Origin of the sequence: Chryseobacterium sp. CCNWLW53 (assembly GCF_037083525.1) — a bacterium.
Classification (GTDB): Bacteria; Bacteroidota; Bacteroidia; order Flavobacteriales; family Weeksellaceae; genus Chryseobacterium; species Chryseobacterium lathyri.
This window is the reverse complement of sequence record NZ_JBAOJR010000005.1, coordinates 1-19,002: the sequence shown is the minus strand read 5'-3', so window position 1 is coordinate 19,002 and position 19,002 is coordinate 1. Positions and strand designations below refer to the sequence as shown.

General features: G+C 34.5%; 18 protein-coding genes and 2 tRNA genes. 19 read left to right on the top strand and 1 reads right to left on the bottom strand.

The genetic code is table 11. The features are described 5' to 3' along the window. The first annotated feature begins 2 nt into the window (after positions 1 to 2). The 7 genes from V6R96_RS16165 to V6R96_RS16135 all read left to right on the top strand — a co-directional run bounded on the left by V6R96_RS16165 (position 3) and on the right by V6R96_RS16135 (position 4,446). Positions 3 to 590 carry an HAD family hydrolase gene (locus tag V6R96_RS16165; protein ID WP_111955984.1) on the top strand — a complete coding sequence of 196 codons (588 nt, stop codon included), beginning with the start codon at positions 3 to 5 and terminating at the stop codon, positions 588 to 590. A 24-nt stretch (positions 591 to 614) separates the two neighbouring features. Then, entirely contained in the window at positions 615 to 1,079 is a 465-nt protein-coding gene (locus V6R96_RS16160) for a hypothetical protein (protein ID WP_111956233.1), read from the top strand. Between the two features lie 2 nt (positions 1,080 to 1,081). Further along, entirely contained in the window at positions 1,082 to 2,257 is a 1,176-nt protein-coding gene (locus V6R96_RS16155) for a cysteine desulfurase family protein (protein WP_336379555.1), read from the top strand. A gap of 85 nt (positions 2,258 to 2,342) precedes the next feature. Next, positions 2,343 to 2,660, top strand: a complete 318-nt coding sequence (gene trxA, locus V6R96_RS16150; RefSeq protein WP_047099031.1) for a thioredoxin — start codon at positions 2,343 to 2,345, stop codon at positions 2,658 to 2,660. A 133-nt stretch (positions 2,661 to 2,793) separates the two neighbouring features. Continuing rightward, positions 2,794 to 2,867 (top strand) — tRNA-Asp (locus tag V6R96_RS16145). Positions 2,868 to 2,899: 32 nt separating this feature from the next. After that, positions 2,900 to 2,973 (top strand) — tRNA-Asp (locus tag V6R96_RS16140). Positions 2,974 to 3,222: 249 nt separating this feature from the next. Continuing rightward, positions 3,223 to 4,446, top strand: coding sequence for a site-specific integrase (locus V6R96_RS16135; RefSeq protein WP_336379554.1), 1,224 nt, complete (start codon positions 3,223 to 3,225; stop codon positions 4,444 to 4,446). A gap of 593 nt (positions 4,447 to 5,039) precedes the next feature. Here V6R96_RS16135 and V6R96_RS16130 read toward each other — a convergent pair. Beyond that, positions 5,040 to 6,071, bottom strand: coding sequence for a helix-turn-helix domain-containing protein (locus V6R96_RS16130; protein ID WP_336379553.1), 1,032 nt, complete (start codon positions 6,069 to 6,071; stop codon positions 5,040 to 5,042). 217 nt (positions 6,072 to 6,288) lie between these two features. Between V6R96_RS16130 and V6R96_RS16125 the strand changes: the two genes are divergently transcribed. The 12 genes from V6R96_RS16125 to V6R96_RS16070 all read left to right on the top strand — a co-directional run bounded on the left by V6R96_RS16125 (position 6,289) and on the right by V6R96_RS16070 (position 18,510). Next, the gene (locus V6R96_RS16125) at positions 6,289 to 7,443 is read left to right on the top strand and encodes a hypothetical protein (RefSeq protein ID WP_336379552.1); all 1,155 of its coding nucleotides are present in this window, start codon (positions 6,289 to 6,291) and stop codon (positions 7,441 to 7,443) included. A 794-nt stretch (positions 7,444 to 8,237) separates the two neighbouring features. Beyond that, on the top strand, positions 8,238 to 11,189 hold the full coding sequence (locus V6R96_RS16120) for a DUF11 domain-containing protein (protein WP_336379551.1): 2,952 nt from the start codon (positions 8,238 to 8,240) through the stop codon (positions 11,187 to 11,189). An 18-nt stretch (positions 11,190 to 11,207) separates the two neighbouring features. Further along, a complete protein-coding gene (locus V6R96_RS16115; protein ID WP_336379550.1) occupies positions 11,208 to 11,717 on the top strand; it encodes a hypothetical protein in 510 nt (169 codons plus the stop codon). A 150-nt stretch (positions 11,718 to 11,867) separates the two neighbouring features. Further along, positions 11,868 to 12,641 carry a hypothetical protein gene (locus V6R96_RS16110; RefSeq protein ID WP_336379549.1) on the top strand — a complete coding sequence of 258 codons (774 nt, stop codon included), beginning with the start codon at positions 11,868 to 11,870 and terminating at the stop codon, positions 12,639 to 12,641. A gap of 53 nt (positions 12,642 to 12,694) precedes the next feature. Continuing rightward, the gene (locus V6R96_RS16105) at positions 12,695 to 13,429 is read left to right on the top strand and encodes a hypothetical protein (protein ID WP_336379548.1); all 735 of its coding nucleotides are present in this window, start codon (positions 12,695 to 12,697) and stop codon (positions 13,427 to 13,429) included. Between the two features lie 2 nt (positions 13,430 to 13,431). Further along, positions 13,432 to 14,148: a hypothetical protein gene (locus V6R96_RS16100; RefSeq protein WP_336379547.1), complete on the top strand. Its 717-nt coding sequence runs from the start codon at positions 13,432 to 13,434 to the stop codon at positions 14,146 to 14,148. 18 nt (positions 14,149 to 14,166) lie between these two features. Next, positions 14,167 to 14,901, top strand: a complete 735-nt coding sequence (locus tag V6R96_RS16095) for a hypothetical protein (RefSeq protein ID WP_336379546.1) — start codon at positions 14,167 to 14,169, stop codon at positions 14,899 to 14,901. A gap of 18 nt (positions 14,902 to 14,919) precedes the next feature. Continuing rightward, complete coding sequence (locus V6R96_RS16090; protein WP_336379545.1) at positions 14,920 to 15,363, top strand: transposase; 444 nt, start codon at positions 14,920 to 14,922, stop codon at positions 15,361 to 15,363. 12 nt (positions 15,364 to 15,375) lie between these two features. After that, on the top strand, positions 15,376 to 15,696 hold the full coding sequence (locus V6R96_RS16085; RefSeq protein ID WP_336379544.1) for a helix-turn-helix domain-containing protein: 321 nt from the start codon (positions 15,376 to 15,378) through the stop codon (positions 15,694 to 15,696). Positions 15,697 to 15,816: 120 nt separating this feature from the next. Continuing rightward, positions 15,817 to 16,326: a DinB family protein gene (locus V6R96_RS16080; protein ID WP_336379543.1), complete on the top strand. Its 510-nt coding sequence runs from the start codon at positions 15,817 to 15,819 to the stop codon at positions 16,324 to 16,326. Positions 16,327 to 16,351: 25 nt separating this feature from the next. After that, entirely contained in the window at positions 16,352 to 16,789 is a 438-nt protein-coding gene (locus V6R96_RS16075) for a VOC family protein (protein WP_336379542.1), read from the top strand. Positions 16,790 to 17,049: 260 nt separating this feature from the next. Continuing rightward, a complete protein-coding gene (locus tag V6R96_RS16070) occupies positions 17,050 to 18,510 on the top strand; it encodes a hypothetical protein (RefSeq protein ID WP_336379541.1) in 1,461 nt (486 codons plus the stop codon). Positions 18,511 to 19,002 lie beyond the last annotated feature (492 nt).

The window sequence follows — 19,002 nt, the reverse complement described above, 5'->3', positions numbered from 1 at the left end:
AAATGAAAAAATTGTATTGTTTTGATTTTGACGGAACCCTGACGTATAAGGATACCATGTTCATGTATCTTAAATTCTATGATTCTACAAAATTCAGGATGCAATTTTTAAGACACATTCCTCTTTTCATCCTCTTGAAACTGAAGCTTGCCGAGACCGAAAAAGTAAAGAAAAGCTTTATAGGATCTATTCTGAAAGGACAGACACAGGAAAAGATTGAGATGAAGTCCAAACAGTTTTTTGAACAGCATTATCCAAAGATCGTGAGAGAAAATGCTCTTGACTTTATAAAAAATATCGATAGGGATAATACACAGAGTTTATTGGTAACTGCTTCTCTGGATATATGGGTAAAACCTTTTGCTGAAGAACTGAAAATGGAGCTTGTATCCACCCGTGCAGAGTTTAAAAATGGTATTTTTACGGGAAATTTCATTGGCAAAAACTGCAATGGAAAGGAAAAACTTCTAAGAATAAAAGCTGAGATAAGCGACTCTAAATACGATAAAATTATTGCTTTCGGAGATACTTCCGGGGATCGGCAGATGCTGAAATGGGCAAATGAAGGTCATTACCAATTTTTTCACTAATTTTGGATGATAAAAAATGTAAAAATGAAAGGACTGCTTATTTTATGTACTGCAATCATTATGAGCTGTGCAGCTACGCCGTCTCAAAAACCATCAGGAATGCAGAAAAGTACTGAACTGCTTGTTTCCGAGGCACAAGGCGGCGCGGACAAAGCCGGATTTAAGATCATTAAGGATGAACAGGAATTCCGTAATGTTATCAAAGGAAGTTTCGGTCTTGTTGAGTTGGGCAAAGAACCATCCATAAACTATCCGAAATTTCCAAAAAACAAAAAAGTGGTTCTGTATAATATGGGTAGCTTCAGATCGGGAAGCCATACGATTGGTACGATTAAAAGTACCACTGTGAAAAATAATATCCTTTATGTGGAGGTTCCCGAAACACCGTCAGGCGGAATGGAAATTCAGATGCTTTCAAACCCTTGGTTTATTTTTGCTGTTCCTTCAGATTACCAGTTTACCTCAGTAGAATTAAAATATTCAAAATAAAAATGAACAAAATATATTTAGATAACGCGGCAACAACTCCTCTTTCAGAAGAAGTCATAGATGCCATGGTTAGCACCATGAAAATGAATTTCGGAAATCCTTCTTCTACCCATAGTTTTGGCCAGGAAGCAAAGATCCTTATTGAAAATGTGAGAAGGCAGGTTGCGGATTATCTTCATGTAACTCCTGCAGAGATCATCTTTACTTCTTGCGGAACAGAATCAAACAATATGATCATCAAATCCAGTGTTGAACACCTTGGAGTGGAAAGGATCATCAGTACTCCGCTGGAACACAAATGTGTTTCTGAGACTATTCTGGATATGAAAAGCAGAAAGGGAGTAGAGGTAAACTATATCCGTCCTAACGAAAAAGGGGATATCGACCTTAATAAACTGGAAGAGCTGTTAAAAGCTTCGAATAAAAAGACCCTGGTAAGCTTAATGCACGCCAACAACGAAATAGGAAATATTGCAGATATCAAAAAGATCGCTGAGCTCTGCAAAGCCAATAATGCGCTTTTCCACTCAGATACGGTACAGACAATGGCGCATATGAATCTGGACTTTTCAGATATCATGGTGGATTTTGCTTCATGCAGTGCCCACAAATTCCATGGACCGAAAGGAGTAGGTTTTGCTTTTATCAGGAAAGCGACCGGAATGCGGGGAATTATTACAGGAGGGCCTCAGGAAAGAAGTTTGAGAGCCGGAACAGAGAATGTAAGCGGTATTGTAGGCCTCGGCAAAGCCTTGGAGCTTTCTTTGAAGCATATGGAAGAATATACCAATCATATGCAGGAGATTAAAGACTATGCAATAGAAAGGCTTTCTGCTGTAATTCCGGGGATTAAATTTAATGGAAGAAGCGCAGAGAAGGAAAACAGTCTTTACACAGTTTTAAGTGCTTTACTTCCTTATAAAAACCCTTTAATTGGACTTCAGCTCGATATGAAAGGAATTGCTATTTCTCAGGGCAGTGCCTGCTCTTCGGGAGCATCAAAGCCTTCCATGGTCATGATGATGGTCCTTACTGAAGATGAGATGGATCATTGTACGCCATTACGTATTTCATTCAGCCATATGACGACAAAAGCAGAGATAGATGCGCTGGTAGAAGCTTTGAAAGATATTTCAAAAGACTTTGCTATAGAAAAAACAAATGTTGAGCATAGATAGTCTTATTGCTTAAAAAGCGTAATTTTGAATATCCAATTAAGGATAGAAATAGAAATATAATATTAATTTAAATAAAAGAAACAAAATGGCTTTAGAAATTACGGACAGCTCATTTCAGGACACAGTTTTAAAATCAGATAAGCCGGTATTGGTAGACTTCTGGGCTGTATGGTGTGGACCATGCAGAACTTTGGGACCAATCATCGAAGAAGTAGCATCAGATTTTGAAGGAAAAGCAGTGGTAGGAAAAGTTGATGTAGACAACAACCAGGAAATTTCAATGCAGTATGGCATCAGAAATATCCCTACAGTTCTGATTTTTAAGAACGGTGAAGTGGTTGATAAATTAGTAGGTGTGACTCCAAAAGAAGTAATCGCTGAAAAATTAAGCGCACACTTGTAAAAAAATAACTTTGATAATGAATGCCTTCCGTTTTCGGGAGGCTTTTTTTTAACAAATAATTTGCAGGGAATGAAAAAAGGTGTAATTTTGCAATCACAAAAAAGAAACAACGTTCTTTACAACAACAGAAAATGATCCGGTAGTTCAGCTGGTTAGAATGCCGCCCTGTCACGGCGGAGGTCGCGGGTTCGAGTCCCGTCCGGATCGCAAAAGTTTTATAATTTACTTTAAAAAAATTAGATCCGGTAGTTCAGCTGGTTAGAATGCCGCCCTGTCACGGCGGAGGTCGCGGGTTCGAGTCCCGTCCGGATCGCAACTATTTAATTAAAATAGTACAAAATGCTGTAAAATAGATGTTTTACAGCATTTTTTGTTTTGTGTCTGTTCCAAATGGAGCTAAAAAACCACAATCTGAAAGTGACCTATTCAGTGACCTGTTGAAAAGGTTAAAAAAGGTCACTGAAAAGTAAGAAAAAAGCCTGTTCATGGGCTTGTTCAGAAATTGAACATCTTGTGGGAAGTTTTTAATGATTTTAATTTGAAATTTTTAAAAACGGCACATATGAATAAGACATTCAACCTGCTTTTTTATCTCAAAAAAGCTAAAATCAACACTCAGGGAGAAGCACCCATCTACATGAGAATTACTATTGACGGAAAAATTTCTGAAATCAGTACAAAACGGACTGTATTACCCTCTAAATGGAACTCCCAGGCTCAAAGTGTAAAAGGGTCTTCGGAAGAATACAAATCGCTAAATTTTTATCTTAAGACATTTGAGCAGAAAGTTTATGATACCTATCATGCACTAATAAGAGAAAGTGAACCGGTAAGCTGTGAAATTATTAAGAACAGACTATTGGGCAGAGATCAAAAAAATCGAATGTTGATCCCAATATTTCAGGATCATAACGACAGAATGGAGAAGTTAGTAGGGAAGGAGTATGCTAAGGGAACCTTAACCCGATATAAAACCTGCTTAAGCCATACCAAAGAATTTTTGCAGTGGAAATATGACATTGCTGATATTGATATTAGGAAAATTAATTATGCCTTTCTCAATGATTTTGAATTTTTTCTACGAACTGAAAAACTTTGTGGTAACAATACAGCCGTAAAGTATGTTATGAACTTTGGGAAGATCATCAGAATTTGCTTGAATCATGGTTGGTTGGAAAAAGATCCATTTATGAATTATGATTCAAAATTTGATGAAGTAACAAGAGTATTTCTTAATGAGCAGGAGTTAGAAAAACTTTCTACCAAAGATTTCAAAAATGTGAGGCTATCATTGGTTAGAGATATCTTTTTATTCAGTTGTTTTACAGGGTTGGCATATATTGATACTCAAAAGTTAACTACCAACAACATCAATATTGGATTAGATGGAACCCGATGGATTTTTACTAAACGACAAAAAACGAAAACAACCTCTAACATTCCATTGCTTGCCCAAGCAGAATGTATCATTGAAAAATATAAGAATCATCCAGCCTGTATAAATAGTGGAAGATTACTTCCTATTCTCAGCAATCAAAAAATGAATGCCTACTTGAAAGAAATTGCTGATCTGTGTGGTATCAATAAAGAATTAACCTATCATATAGCACGTCATACCTTTGCGACAACAGTTACCTTATCCAATGGAGTTTCCATTGAGAGTGTGAGTAAAATGCTTGGTCACAAAAATATGAGGACAACTCAGCATTATGCTAAAATTTTGGACAGCAAAGTAAGCGAGGACATGAAGTATTTAAGGCAAAAATTCAGTGATAAGATTGTGTAAAATAACTAAAATTAAATATTACAAAAAATGAGATTTCTATCTATTTTTCTTTTATTCGAAGCGAAATCTTGAGACTCTACATGAGGATTATTTATTGGTTCCAAAATTACTAAAACAAATTACACCATAAGAATACAAAAGTAGGTGATAAATCCAAGAATTTTGCTTCTTGTTTATTCGATATTTCTAAAAAAAGCTGATGGGGAAATCATAAAAAATTCAGGGTGTTGAAAGATAAAACTATGTAATATTTAGCAAAGTTGATTTTATTAGTGCTTTTGATAATACAGACAATATCCATTTTACTTTTGCAGTAAGTTCATTAAAAGATCAAGAAGAAGAAAGTATCAATCTAAATTCAAAATTTTCGATTGATATAAAAGATTTCCTTATAGATCCTACTAAAATTGCATTGTATTAAAATCCGTTAATCACTTACCAATTCAGAGTTCATATTTGATCTATCTTACACAAAACGGAAAAATTATAAAAACTTTCAAATTAATCGTTGATTAAAACTATGCCATGAAAATAAACTAAAATTGACCACGGTAATCTTGCAAAAGTGCATTTTAAAGATGAAAATTTAATAATTATGGTTGATTTACATTATTATCTTCTTCTTTTAATTTCATTATATATTCTCTCGGTGTCATCCCTTCAATTTGTTTAAATACCCTATTAAAAGTCGTTTGATTAGAAAAGCCAGCTGCTGTGTAAATGTACATCAATGTGATTTTATTAAGATCATTCTCTTGAATCAGTTTTTTTACATTTTGAATTCTACAAGTATTTAGATAATAATTAAAATTTGAATATCCGCTTATTTTGATAGATTTTGCAATATATAAATTATTGATTTTTAAAACATTAGATAATTGCGAGATTGAAAAATCTGCTTCCTTAAAAAGTCCCTTTTCTTCTACAACATTTTTTACTTGATTAAATAAAGTAACGTATTTTTCAAGATTCTCAGAGGATAACATATTATTTTTTTCAAGCTCAGAATATTCTCGAATTAATGTAGAATTTACATCTATTTGCTTCTGCTCCGTATTTTCAGAAAATTTCATTTTGTTTAAAACATTTTCTTCAGTCTCTATTTTTTTTATTTTTTCACTGTAATATAGCAGAAGACAACAAACCACAATATTCACAATCCCGACGAAAGAATCAGAAATAACCATATACTCTATATTTTGGAGACTGAAATAATTAAAATCGTGAAATTTTGTCAAAATACTTACGGAAATTATTATCAATAAAATGTAAGCTGAATAAACGTAAATATATTTCTTCTCTAAAAGAATATGAGCGGCAAAAGGAATAGGTAAAAGCCACATACACGTAGCTGCAGAATATTTCCAAAAGCCTAGCATAATAAATGCTGCAAATAATGGGGCATAAGTAAGATAAAGATGTACAAGTGTTTTTACATTATAATTTTTACGAATGATCATAAAAGTGTAAACTATGATAGCGCCAAATGCAAATATACAGACTGCAAAAAACTTGTCCTTAATTATAAAGTAAAATACCAAAGCATATCCCAATAATACAACAGACTTTAAATACACATAGTCCGCTATAAGTTTACGTTTTAATGTATCTACAGATTTTTCCATAAAATTTCGGCTGGCTATCACATTAGTGTTTTTTGAAAATTGACTTATACTTGAAAATTCTGATTGCTTTTACTGACTATCTTTGCCATGTCAAGTTACAAATATTTAGAATATAATAGGAAGTATTAATTGATTTTCATTTCATAATATATCGCAAGATGAAATTAATTCTACAAAATCAATCATAAATAAAACAGAAATATAAAATTACATAAAAATGAGAAAACAATTGTTATCTGCAACCACATTATTTTTATTTGGTACTGTATTTTCCCAAGTGGGTATCAATACCGAAACTCCAAATATGAAATCTACTTTGGATATCATTTCAAAAAACAACAATACAGGTGTACTGTTTCCGCGATTAACGACGGCACAGAGAGATGCCATCAATCCTGGAACAACAGATGCTTCCGTTGATGGATTATGGATCTATAATACAGACAATAAATGCTATGAATTCTGGAACCTTACAAAATGGCATTCTCTGTGTGAAGGGAATACTGATATACCACCACTTTCAGGTGTGAAACTATTATCTTATGAGCAGGATGCCACATTTACATTTGCGACACCTGTATTTACAGATTTTTTTAATTCATTTGATAATTTTGGACCATTTCCTTCATCCACAATTCAGACGGATGGATCTTCTTTAGTTCCTGATAAAATTTCGTATACAAATTTTGCTTCGATTAATTTTCTGGATTATGATATTATTGGGGTATCATTTCGTCCTGGTGTTGATTTAACTCCTGCAGAAATTGCTGCATTGGTAACTTTTGCCAATACCCCGAAAAAACATCTTTATTTCTTTACAGAAGGTTACTCACAAGCCGGAAAATTGTCTTTACTTAATCAACTTATTGGCGACATAATATTAACTACAGGCGATGTTATTGGTACCATAGGTTCAAATGGCGATACAAATGCTGCTGGGCCTTGCTATTATATTACTACAGAATCAGCTAATAGTCCATTCATTAATGGTCCATTTGGAGCATTGCAGGCAGGCATTCATAGGTTTGTAGATCATGCTTCTAGTTCAAATTCATTTTCATATGCAAAGCTAAGTACAAGTTCTAATGTTCAGATCATTGCAGCAGACGGTTTGGTTGGAGGCATTCCTCAGCCGACTTCAAAGGTTGGCGTATTTAAGGTAAAAAATAAAAATGTATTTGTCATTGCTGATGGAGCTCCTTTTTTCGGTGGAACAAATAATATCGGACCTGCTTGTATGACAGCTTCTTCTGTAGGAGGAACAAGGGGAAGAAAACCTCTCAAATGTGATCCTGTTTCTTCAAACGGAAATGACTCCGGTGTTGGTATTTTGATGGCCAATATTATTGCCTGGTCATTGAAAAGCTTATAAAATTATAGTATATATAAAAACACAAATTTTATTAATAATAAAGATTTTACAGAGAACTTTTTCCGATAAATTCCTTTATAGTTCTCTGTAGTCTTTTTACATTTTCCAAAACACAAGGAAAACTTACTTCAACTTTATGATTAACAATGATTTGAAATTTAATAGATATAAATACATAAAAAAGTTTAGTTGGTTGACGCCCTTTGAATATAGACGATGAGATATTTTTGAGATATTAAAAACTATAGAGAGAATTTATCACCAGATTTTCAAAGTTCTTCCTCTCAATAAAATTCCAATTTTCGGAAATGTATAGATATAAACAACCTAATATATTATATCTATTATATAATTCAATACATCAAAATAATTACAATTTAATCCAATTTTGAACAACCTTCTTTATTTTCTTTGAGTTTTCCTTGGCTTAAACTGATCCTATTTGTCAAAACAACATCACACATAAGCCTTCTAAAAATAGAAACCAGCAGTTCAATATGGTTAGCGATTTAGCTTATAAAATATTGAAAAAAAATCATTGGAAAATTATCTTATTGATATTCAATACGATAAAATATTGAGATATATTTGTGATAGGTGTTTTTTAGGGGATAATTTAATTGTCTTTTAGATTTGTGCAGACAAACTAAGTGATGAAAAAAAATTTATTAGTGATGATTACAAGAATACCTATTTCGGCTTTGTACATTTGCTCAAGTTGGCATAAATGCTATTCTCCTAATCCCTCAAGTACACTTCATGAAAACTGGTGGAAAAAAAATATAATTGCTTTAATGAGCATTATATTTCTTTTCAAATTGAGCCATGTAAATGCCCAAACTGCCTTTACAGCTGCTACAGTTATTACAACAGGCAGCAGTACATCTTACAGTACTGCCATTCAAAACCCTCATTTCTTACCTGCTCCCTTTAGTACAGGAACCAGTTACACACATAGCTTCTACGGAACTAAAAACGTGCGGGTAACCAGCGTTACGGCAAATGGAAATATGTATTATCCATTTAGCATAAGGCCGCAAGTGATACTAAGGCGAAATGCATTGAGTGGTTTACAAGGTTCAGGAAGTGGCACCCAGCCCCTCCCATGGAATGACAGGCAGATTTTTTATGCCGAAGGTTCTTTGGATACCACTAATGGGATTGTAAATGCTGTAACCACTTATCCCGGAACAGTAAACTCTACCGATCAGCCCGCTGTAAATGTACTTTTTAACGGATATATCAATACAGGAATAGACAATACTTTTGTCAATGTCGAGGCAACTAATCCGGGTGGAAATATAAATGCCAATAATATAGAAAGAGTGGATTTTATCTATCCTTCCCCTATCAGGATCACTACAAGTAATATATCGAGTGGAGGTATTGTTATCGCTAACAGGAACAGCAACGACGATGGAGTGGTTTTTTCTGCCATAAAAAATATTTCAGGAGGAAGCAATACAGGATCAGGAACCAATTTCCAATATTCGAACATTATTAAACTTAATAATACCTGGACACAAAAAAGTATCAATGGTGGAGCTTTTGCCAGTCTGTCAGCACCAAGCACCAATGTTTACACTCTTCCCTCTGCTGTTATTTTCAGAGAGTGGGATATGGATGGGACATTAAACGGAAGTACTTCTGCCAGTAATCCCTCTGCAGACAATACTAATGGTTCACAAAATATTAATGGCTTATTCTTCACTTTCCAGGACTTAGGGTTACAAGTAGGGGATTATTTTTACGGTTTTTCCGCTGCAGGACTTGATTTTCCGGGTGCAGCAGGAAGTATTGGAATGAACAGTTATCTTGACCCAGCATATTTTCCACTGCAAACCAATGATACCAATGGTGGAGTTGATTTGATTTTAAATGGAATGTTCTACTTGCTTAATGTTTCCGGTAATGTCTGGAATGATATGAATGCCAATGGAATCATTGATGGGACTGAACAGTATACCGATGCAGGAGGGTTATATGCGTTATTAGTAGATTCATCCAACATGGTACTGGATGTTTCTTCAGTGGATGCTTCCACGGGCAGCTATACTTTAAGCAATCTTACGCTGAACACCACTGGCTACAAAATTATTCTTACCACCAATAATCCTGTCTTAGGAAGTACTTATATAGCAGGTCCATCTCTCCCTACGTACTGGATTAATACTGCTGATATAACAGACCCTTCTAATACAGCTCCTCAAGGGGCAACTTTAGGAGTTATTGAATTAGCTACCCAATCGGATAATATTGTCAATCAAAATTTTGGAATAAAAGCACTTGCTCCTTTCACATGCAGTCCCCTAACCTTTTATCTATCCCAATATCCAAACGGAGGACCCACCTCTTTCTATACGCTTAACAGCAGTACAAATCCTTTTACAACTAGCCTGTTAGGAACCACGGATTCAGGATATCAGGTCAATGCAATGGGATACAATACTGTAGATAATTATATCTATGGCATCAGAACGGATGCAGGAAATACCAATCATTTGGTAATAACGGATGCTAATGGAACGACAGTAGATCTGGGTGCAGTAACCGGGCTTCCTATCGGAGGATATAATGCCGGTGCTTTTGATGATAGCGGAAACTTCTATGTATTGAGTTTCAATTTTTCCGTTTTATATAAGATAAATGTTACGACTCTTACAGTAACATCCACTACCCTTGCAAGAACATTGGCATTAAATGATTTTGCCTACGATAAAATCACAGGTCTGCTCTATGGATTTGACGTAACGAATGATGTATTGGTTTCTGTAAATCCTGCAACCGGTGCCGTTACCAATATAGGAAGTACAAATACTGCGTTCGCAAGTACGTTTGTAGGCGCAATGTATTCTGACTCAAATGGAAATATTTTTGGGAATGTCGATGACGGTTTAGGTTTCTATCAGTTTAATAAGACAACAGGTGTTCCCACATTGATTTCGTCTTCCATTTCGGCATTTGGTAATGATGGGGCAAACTGTGTGAATGCTGTCGCTGTATTTCCTACAGATTTATCGGTAACCAAAACCGATGGTAAATTGCAATATACTCCGGGAACCACCAATATTTATACAATTGTCGTAAGCAATATAGGGGAATTTGGCGCTACTGGCGCTACGGTTACCGATGCAGTTCCTGTAGGAATTCCTGCAGGTAATGTCTCTTATACTGCGGTAGCTTCTTCGGGAAGCTCCACCAATGTTGTTGGCACACAAACAGGGGCAATTAATGATGTAGTTTCTATTCCTCCGGGAGGGAACGTTACCTATACTGTTACCATTAATATACCTTCACTATATATGGGTGATCTGGTAAATACGGTATCGGTTGCGGTTCCTTCAAGCACCTTTCCTGATATTGATTTGGCGAATAATACCGCTACAGATACTGATGTACAGGCCGTGTGCTATAGACCGGCAACAACAGCCGGAACTTCATTACCATCCAACCACGGCATCACAGCATTGGGAAGAGCAGGAACTGGCAACGGGAACTGGCCTATGGTAAGGACTGGAGCATGGACTGTTTTGGAGGCCAAAACCAAAGGGCTCGTGGTAAACAGGGTTCCCACAACAGCTGAAGTAGAAGCTATTCCAAATCCCATAGAGGGAATGATGGTCTATGACATCCAGGCAGATTGTCTTAAAATCAATATAGACGGAACTTCTACCGGTTGGAAATGTTTTAATACTCCGACCTGTCCTCCGACATCAGGAGGAAACAACAGTGGCAGCGGAAACTAAAAATAAAATAAAGAAAAAATGATGAAAAAAATATTTATAACAGCCTTTGCAATTTTTTCAGGCTTATTGTTCTCTCAGATAGCCATAGGTAAAACCTCTATTTCAAGTCCCTCCGTTTCTTTGGAGTTTGCAAATACTGAACCAAGGGGGTTGGTTTTACCTTGGGTTTTTTCAGCGTCAGGTGTTACGGGAGCAGTGAACGGAACCCTTATTTATGATACTTCTGACAAAAAAGTAAAGGTAAAGTATGCCTCAGGTTGGAAAGACCTTAGTGTAGATACAACGGGTATTTTAAATACCTCTTTGCAGGATCCTTTGATTGAAAATTCCTCCGCAAAAGTATCCATTGGAATTCCAACTTCCACTCCGGGAATTCTGGTCCTGGAAGATAGTAACAAAGCGATGATTTTGCCTAAAGTACCTTATTCTGATATTGTCAATCCTTCAGCAGGAATGATGGTTTATGATACCACAGCAAAGCAGCTCGCTGTTTTCAATGGTAGTGTTTGGAGTTTCTGGAAACCTTAAAAAGCATAGGCTATAAAAAATACCACAGTAATAGATATTGCTAATTAAATAAAAATTAAAAAAGAACACATTAATACATTAATTATGAAGAAAAAATTTCTAGCATTTGGAGCTATTCCAATTTCGTTTTTATTATCAGCCCAGGTGGGAGTGAATACAAACGCACCTCACGCGACTTTTGATATTGTCGGAAAGCCAGCAGATGCATCTGCAATTGACGGTGTTATTGCCCCAAGACTGACAGGCGATCAGCTAAAAGCCAAAGACAATCTTTACACAGCTTTACAAGATGGGACAATCGTATATGTTACTATTCCTCTGACCGTATCACAAACTACTAATAAAACAGTAAATGTGCTGGAGAAAGGCTATTATTATTTTGATCTATCAAAAGGGACCGGGGGACAATGGGTAAGGATGTATTATAATTATTCCGGAGTATTAGCAGGAGCGGATGGCATAGATGCCTATACAGGTTCGGGGGTAACGATTAGTGCTACTGATGATAATACGACGACCCAATTAATGACAAGTAAAACGTTTACCCTAAATCAGAAATCTCTGGTAACATTTACCTATACTCTTTCTGTAAGCAATATCGTAGCTGCTAATGGTTCTTCTCTTAGTGATAATCGTTCCAAATTATATGGTGCCAACTTATATTGGATAAACGGAGGGGGAATTTTTACAAATAATACCAATATTTCCACACAATCTGCCAGCTTTAGTACAGCTGCAAACTACGCTAGCGGATGGTTTTATCCTAATAATACAAGAAGTATTGTCTTACCAGCAGGTACCTATTCTGTAGGGTTGCAAGCAGTAGTATATGCCGGACCAAGTGATAACACTGGGATTAGAGCAACATTTGGTACAGGTGTACGTGATATTTTGGACATTATAGCAGTACCAGTACCTAATTAAAATAAAACACAAATTGGAAGGATATTTTGAGTCATTTAAGAAATTATAAAACAATGAAAAAACTGAAATTATTATTAAATGTTGGGGGTATTTTTTCACCAATTTTTCTTTTTTCCCAAATAGGAATCAATACAGTATCCCCTAACTCATCAGCTATTCTTGACATAACTTCTAATAAAGGAGGAGTTCTAATACCAAGAATGACCGAAGCTCAAAGGAATGCAATTCTTAATCCAGCAGAAGGGCTTGAAATATATGCAATTGACAAAGCAGCTAAATACTATTTTGATGGAGTAAGCTGGACCAGGACTAATAAAACAGTATTTACTACTTCCACACAGATTTATACATTCTCAGATGCCGTAACCCCTTCCGGGGCCGGCTCTGATTTGGTCAGTAATTTCTTTACTGGTCTTCAACGTACCTATAATTCATACGATGCAAACTTTGCTAATGTATTTGATACAAATACCGTTGAAATTACTCAATCAGGAAGATATTTCATTGAAATTGTAGGATATATGAAGCGCACTGGGGCAAATATGGGTGCGCAAATTTCCGGAATTGTCCAGATACTTAAGAACGGAGCTCCCATTGGAGAATCTTATTCTGCTATTGGCGCCTTTCCGGCAACCCCAGTCGCTAATGCCAATAGCATGACCTATACTTTAGTAGAAGATTTAGTTGTGGGAGATAAGATTACTTTAAACTATTGGAAAACTGATACTGCATCTAATGATTCAAATGCATTAGGCTTCTATGAAAATATATTAATTATAAGGAAATAACAATGAAATCAATAAAAATATATTCTGTACTATTCTTTTTATTGGGTATATATGCTGTTAAATCTCAGGTGGGTATTGGAACTACAATGCCAAATGTCTCTGCTGTTTTAGAGATGTCATCTACTAACAAAGGGCTTTTATATCCAAGAATGACAACCATCAAACGACTAGCCATTCCAAACCCCGCTGAAGGATTACAGGTTTTTGATACTGATTTTAAATGCATGATGCTTTTTGCAAATTCTCAATGGGCTTGCTTTCCAAGAACGGAAACACTGAATACCAGTATTGTTTCTGTTATCCAGTTTGCAGGATTTACCGGACATATAGGAACCTCCAGAGTTTTGGCTCCTTCTGCTATTTTGTATAATCCTCAAAATTGGATCATATTAAATGGAAATCGTGTGCAGTTTATAAGACCGGGGAAATATCAGATTAATATCTATGCATACGCCAGAAGACAAAATGCGGGATCTTCCTCAGGAGATAATTCAGAAGTATCATTAACATTGCAATCAGCTTCATCATCAAAATCTATGGTTGGATATATAGATTTACCAGGCTTATCAGATGCTGTCAACAGTATCACCATAAAAAATGTTATTGATACAACTTCTTCGGAAGAGTTTGAACTTATATACAAAAAAGAAGCTGCTATTGAGGCTAATGATCCTCATGATATTCAGCAGCCTTATATAGTTATTAAAGTATTGGAATAAAAACTAATAAAAATTAACATGAAAAATAAATTTAGTATACTATTGACCCTTTTCATCCTCATGATAAAGGCTCAGGTCGGCATCAATACAACAACTCCCGATAATTCATCAGTGCTGGATATTACTTCAGATAATAAAGGTCTTTTAGCGCCTCGTCTTACAACAGCCGAGAAAAATGCAATACCAAATCCTGCAACAGGATTGGTAGTATATGATAAAGATCTCAAATTATATACTCATTTTGATGGGGTACAATGGGTTGAACCTAGCTTAATCACTACTGTTGCTCCCCGTACTTATAGTATTATCGGCTATGCGGATACAGTTACTCCTACTAGCGGAACAACATTTCAGGCGATTACCATTAATCCGTCCGGCATTATTAAAGATTCTGGGAACGGGATTGTTTCAACTAATCTAAATAGCATAACGATTAATCAATCCGGAACATACTTAATTACACCAAGTGGTGTTTTCAAAAAGAATTCAGGAGCTCCAAACGATCCACATATCAAGGCTAAAATTAATATTATCAAAAATGGAAGTACACAGGTTTCATTAACCTACTTTCATCTTCCGGTTAATGGGGCAGGTACTTTTAGCGCTTCGAAATCCAGTACAGTACTGGAAAATTTAACAGTTGGTGACCAAATCACTTTTCAAATTCAGAAAGAAGCATTTTTCGATGGGTCAGGAGCTACAAGAACAGGAACCTTTAGTAATATGTTATTAGAAGTTGAGAGATTACCATAGTTTCAAATAGTTCATCAAATGCCACAATCATTTAAAAATATTCATATAGGCTCTTTAATTCATTCCAGAGTTAAAGAATGTGATATAGAATATTCACGAATCTGCAATTTTTTTAATTGCACGGAGGAAGAAATTGAAAAGGTGTATAACCAAAATTCATTGGATTCAGACCTTATTTTGAAATGGAGCAAATTACTGGAATATGATTTTTTTAGATTGTATTCTCAGCATCTCATTTTGTATGCCCCTCAAGGAAATATTCAGTATAATAGGATATTGAAAAATAATAATAAATCCTCTCTCCCACAATTTAGGAAAAATATATACAACCGGGAAATTATAGATTTCATATTAGAATTAATAGAAAAAAATAAAAAAACAAAAAATGAGATTATAAAAGAATATAGAATTCCCAAAACTACCCTTTATAAATGGCTAGCGAAATATAAAAGAAACTCTTAAATATACCAAATAATGACCAAGCCAAATTATACTAAAATTTATTCTGATTTAATAGAAAATAAATTTCCAGAAAGAAAAGATGATTTTCTTCCTCTTCTTTTGAAGGATGAGCTTACTACTTTAGACATTATAAGAATTAACTCATCATTATTTGGCACAAAGGATAGAGAGAGTACAGCTTTTGATCAAATGCACCGCATGTATGATAGGTTCACCATTCTTGAAATTTTAGAATATCAGAAAAAAAATGATCTCAGCAATACTCAGCTTGCCAATCATTTTCGCCTTAGTAGAAATACTGTGGCGAAGTGGAAAAAAAAGTTTTTGGTATAAATAATATAGCTTATGTGTAACTTTAAAAACCAAGCAACAAATTATTTTTGCAAAAAACTAAATTTATAACTTTAACCTAAATACAAAAATAAATAATTTCTAACTTTAAAATTCAATAAAATGATCAAACAAGCATTACTCGGTGAATTTCAACATGAGGCTGAAAACACCAGAAAACTTTTATCAATGATTCCGGACAGTGCTTTGGAATATCGCCCGCAACCCCATCTTTGGTCGGTAGGAGAACTGGCCTCACACATTGCTGAAGTGTATAATTGGTACGATGTTACCTTCAATCAGGATGCTTTTGAAATGAGTACTTACAATTATGACAAAGGCAACATCAGCAAAGTAACCAATATCTTAGAAAAATTTGAAACCAACGTAAAAGCTGCACAGGAAGCAATTGAAAAATCTGATGAATCTCAGTATATGAACACCTGGTCTATGACAATGAATGGTGAGAGCAGCTTTCCTGCAATGCCAAAAGTTCAGGTAATAAGAGGTTTTTTGTACAATCATTTATACCATCATAGAGGAGAATTAGTTTCGCATTTGAGAGCTACAGGAAATAAGGTCCCTTCATTATATGGCCCTAATTATGAAGAGTCCCAACAAATGCAAGGATAGTAAATTAATAATACTAGATAAAATTATGGCAACAGTAAATATATATCTAACCTTTGATGGCAATTGCGAAGAGGCATTTAATTTCTATAAATCAGTATTTGGTGGAGATTTTCCATACATTGGACGATTTAAAGATATGCCTGCTAGCAGCGGCAAACCCATTCCGCCACAAGACGCTGACAAAATTATGCACGTGGCATTACCTATCAGTAAAGAAACCTGCATAATGGGAAGTGACACAGGTGGGGAATGGGCTTCAAATTATCAAGCAGGTAATAACTTCTCTATTTCTATCAATGCTGAAAGTAGAGATGAGGCCGATAAATTATTCAATGCACTTTCTTTTGGTGGGCAGGTTACTATGCCAATGAATCAGACATTTTGGGGAGCATATTTTGGGATGTTTACTGACAAGTTTGGCGTTAATTGGATGGTCAATTTCGATGTACAACCAAAACCGTAGAAAAAGCTACCTATATTATCGGTTTAGCAATATGGCAGATAAAATGTTTCTATAAAGTATTTGTGTAAGGTGCAATTGTAGAAATTCAATTGAATTTTACACTAAAATTTTGCCACATTGCCAAACCATTTTCCAATAAATCCTATTACAATATCAGAATTTCAGCTATAAACAAATAGGTAAGAAGTATCAATCAATCTTATAAAATAATGTACAAAATACATTACCTATTATTGTTTAAACCATAATCAAAAAAAGAAATGAAAAAATTTCATGTCATCAATTTTTTATTTATAATTTCGGTTTCTTTGTTTAAAAGTCAGCAATACTCTCAAAAACAAATAGATAGCTTATTAAATAATATAAGCCTAATCAACAGAGACTGGGACCTGAATAAAAATGTAACTTTTTTCAATACCATTTATAAAGCTTCGGAGAATATTAATTATGAAAAAGGAAAGATCATTTCCTTATTACTCACCTGTGAAATATATCTTCAAAAGGGACAATATGATAAAGCATTAGAGTATACGGAGCAAATAGAAAATATGCCAATCAAGGTTGCTAATAATTATTACTATAAAATAGGGGCATTAGAAGATAAAGCTTATTCTTATTCCATGTTAGGTTTTTATAAGGATGCTGAAAATTCATTAAATCAATCTTACCAATTGAGTTCAAAATTAAAAGGAGATATACGGCTCCAGGCAAGAGGAGAATTTTTCAGTTTCAAGGGGCAGTTGCGAAAAGAAATGGATAAGCCAATTGATTCAGTTTTAAAATATCAAAAATATGCAATCTCTCAATATAAAAAGATACAGAAGGAAAAGGTTAGAGAAGCACTTTTAAAGCTCGAATATCAAAATATAAGTGAAAGTTTTTTGGAAGCTAAAAAGACTGATTCAGCATTATCCTATCTATATAAAATAATGAAATTTCAAAGTTTAAATGACCTAGAAACAGTACAATTTTTTCAAATGATAGGAAGAGCTTATGATCAAAAGGCACAGCCTGACAGTGCTCTTTTTTATTATAAGAGAGCAGCGGCCGAAGCGAAAAAAATACAAGACCCTTTCTCCATGAAAGAATCCTATCAGGTACTTTCTGAATTTTATGAAAAAATGGGAGACAAAGAAAATTCATTACTTTATAGTAAAAAATATTCTAAATTAATAGACAGTATTTCATTGGCTGAAAAAAAGAGCTTAAATAAGGCTTCTGAAGTAATAAAGAAAGATATCTCAGAAAAAGCAAATGAAACCAAAAGAAAATTATATTTAATTATAGCTGTCATTTTTCTAATATTATGTATTATAGCTTATTTTCTCTTCAGGTATTCTAAAAACTATCGTAAAGAAAGAGATGAAAGAATATTGACGGATGAAAGAATTTATGAAAAAGAAGAAGAATTAAAGAAAATTAAAAATAAGGTTAATGATGAGATTTTGCTATTAGCTAAAGATAATAGCCCTGAATTTGTTAATCGTTTTAGAGAACTATATCCTCTTTTCTACAAAAATTTGTTGGAAACATATCCCGATATTAATAACGATACCATAAAATTTTGTACCTTACTTAAACTAAATTTCTCTACAAAAGAAATTGCTGCTTATACAGCAGTGACTCCTCGTGCTGTTCAGATACGAAAAAACAGATTGAGAAAAAAGTTAAACATTCCGTCTAACGAGGATATTAATGTCTGGATGGATAGATTAGGATAATATTTGAGGCTCTGCCTCTGCCTATTCATACTAAGAAAACAAAGAATAAAATACCCTTATTGGTTCCCAAAAGACTTTATCGATGGTTTGGAAAACACCATCATCTCATTCTTTGCTAAAGGAATGAGCGTATTAGGCATTGAGGAATAAATCCCTGAGATGTATGATTTGAAATTTCTGCTTTTACCATATTACAAGTAACCAATGCCGTTGCAAGTAAAGTGGTAAGTAGGAGGGATTCGAACCGTCTCTTTAAATCTCTTTATTTATCAACATTTTTTAAAGTTGAAGTTCAGGCTACTCACCGAATTACTCACTTTGAAAATGTAGGTTTTTGATTCGTTTTGCAAATCAAATATAATAACTTCTTTTGTATTTTAAGGAATAAATATTGAAGTTTTTTTGAAGTTAGAATTGAACTTGCAACTATTTTTGAGACAAAATTTATATACTTCTTTATGCTGCCTTTTTAGATTGATTAGACATTAAATT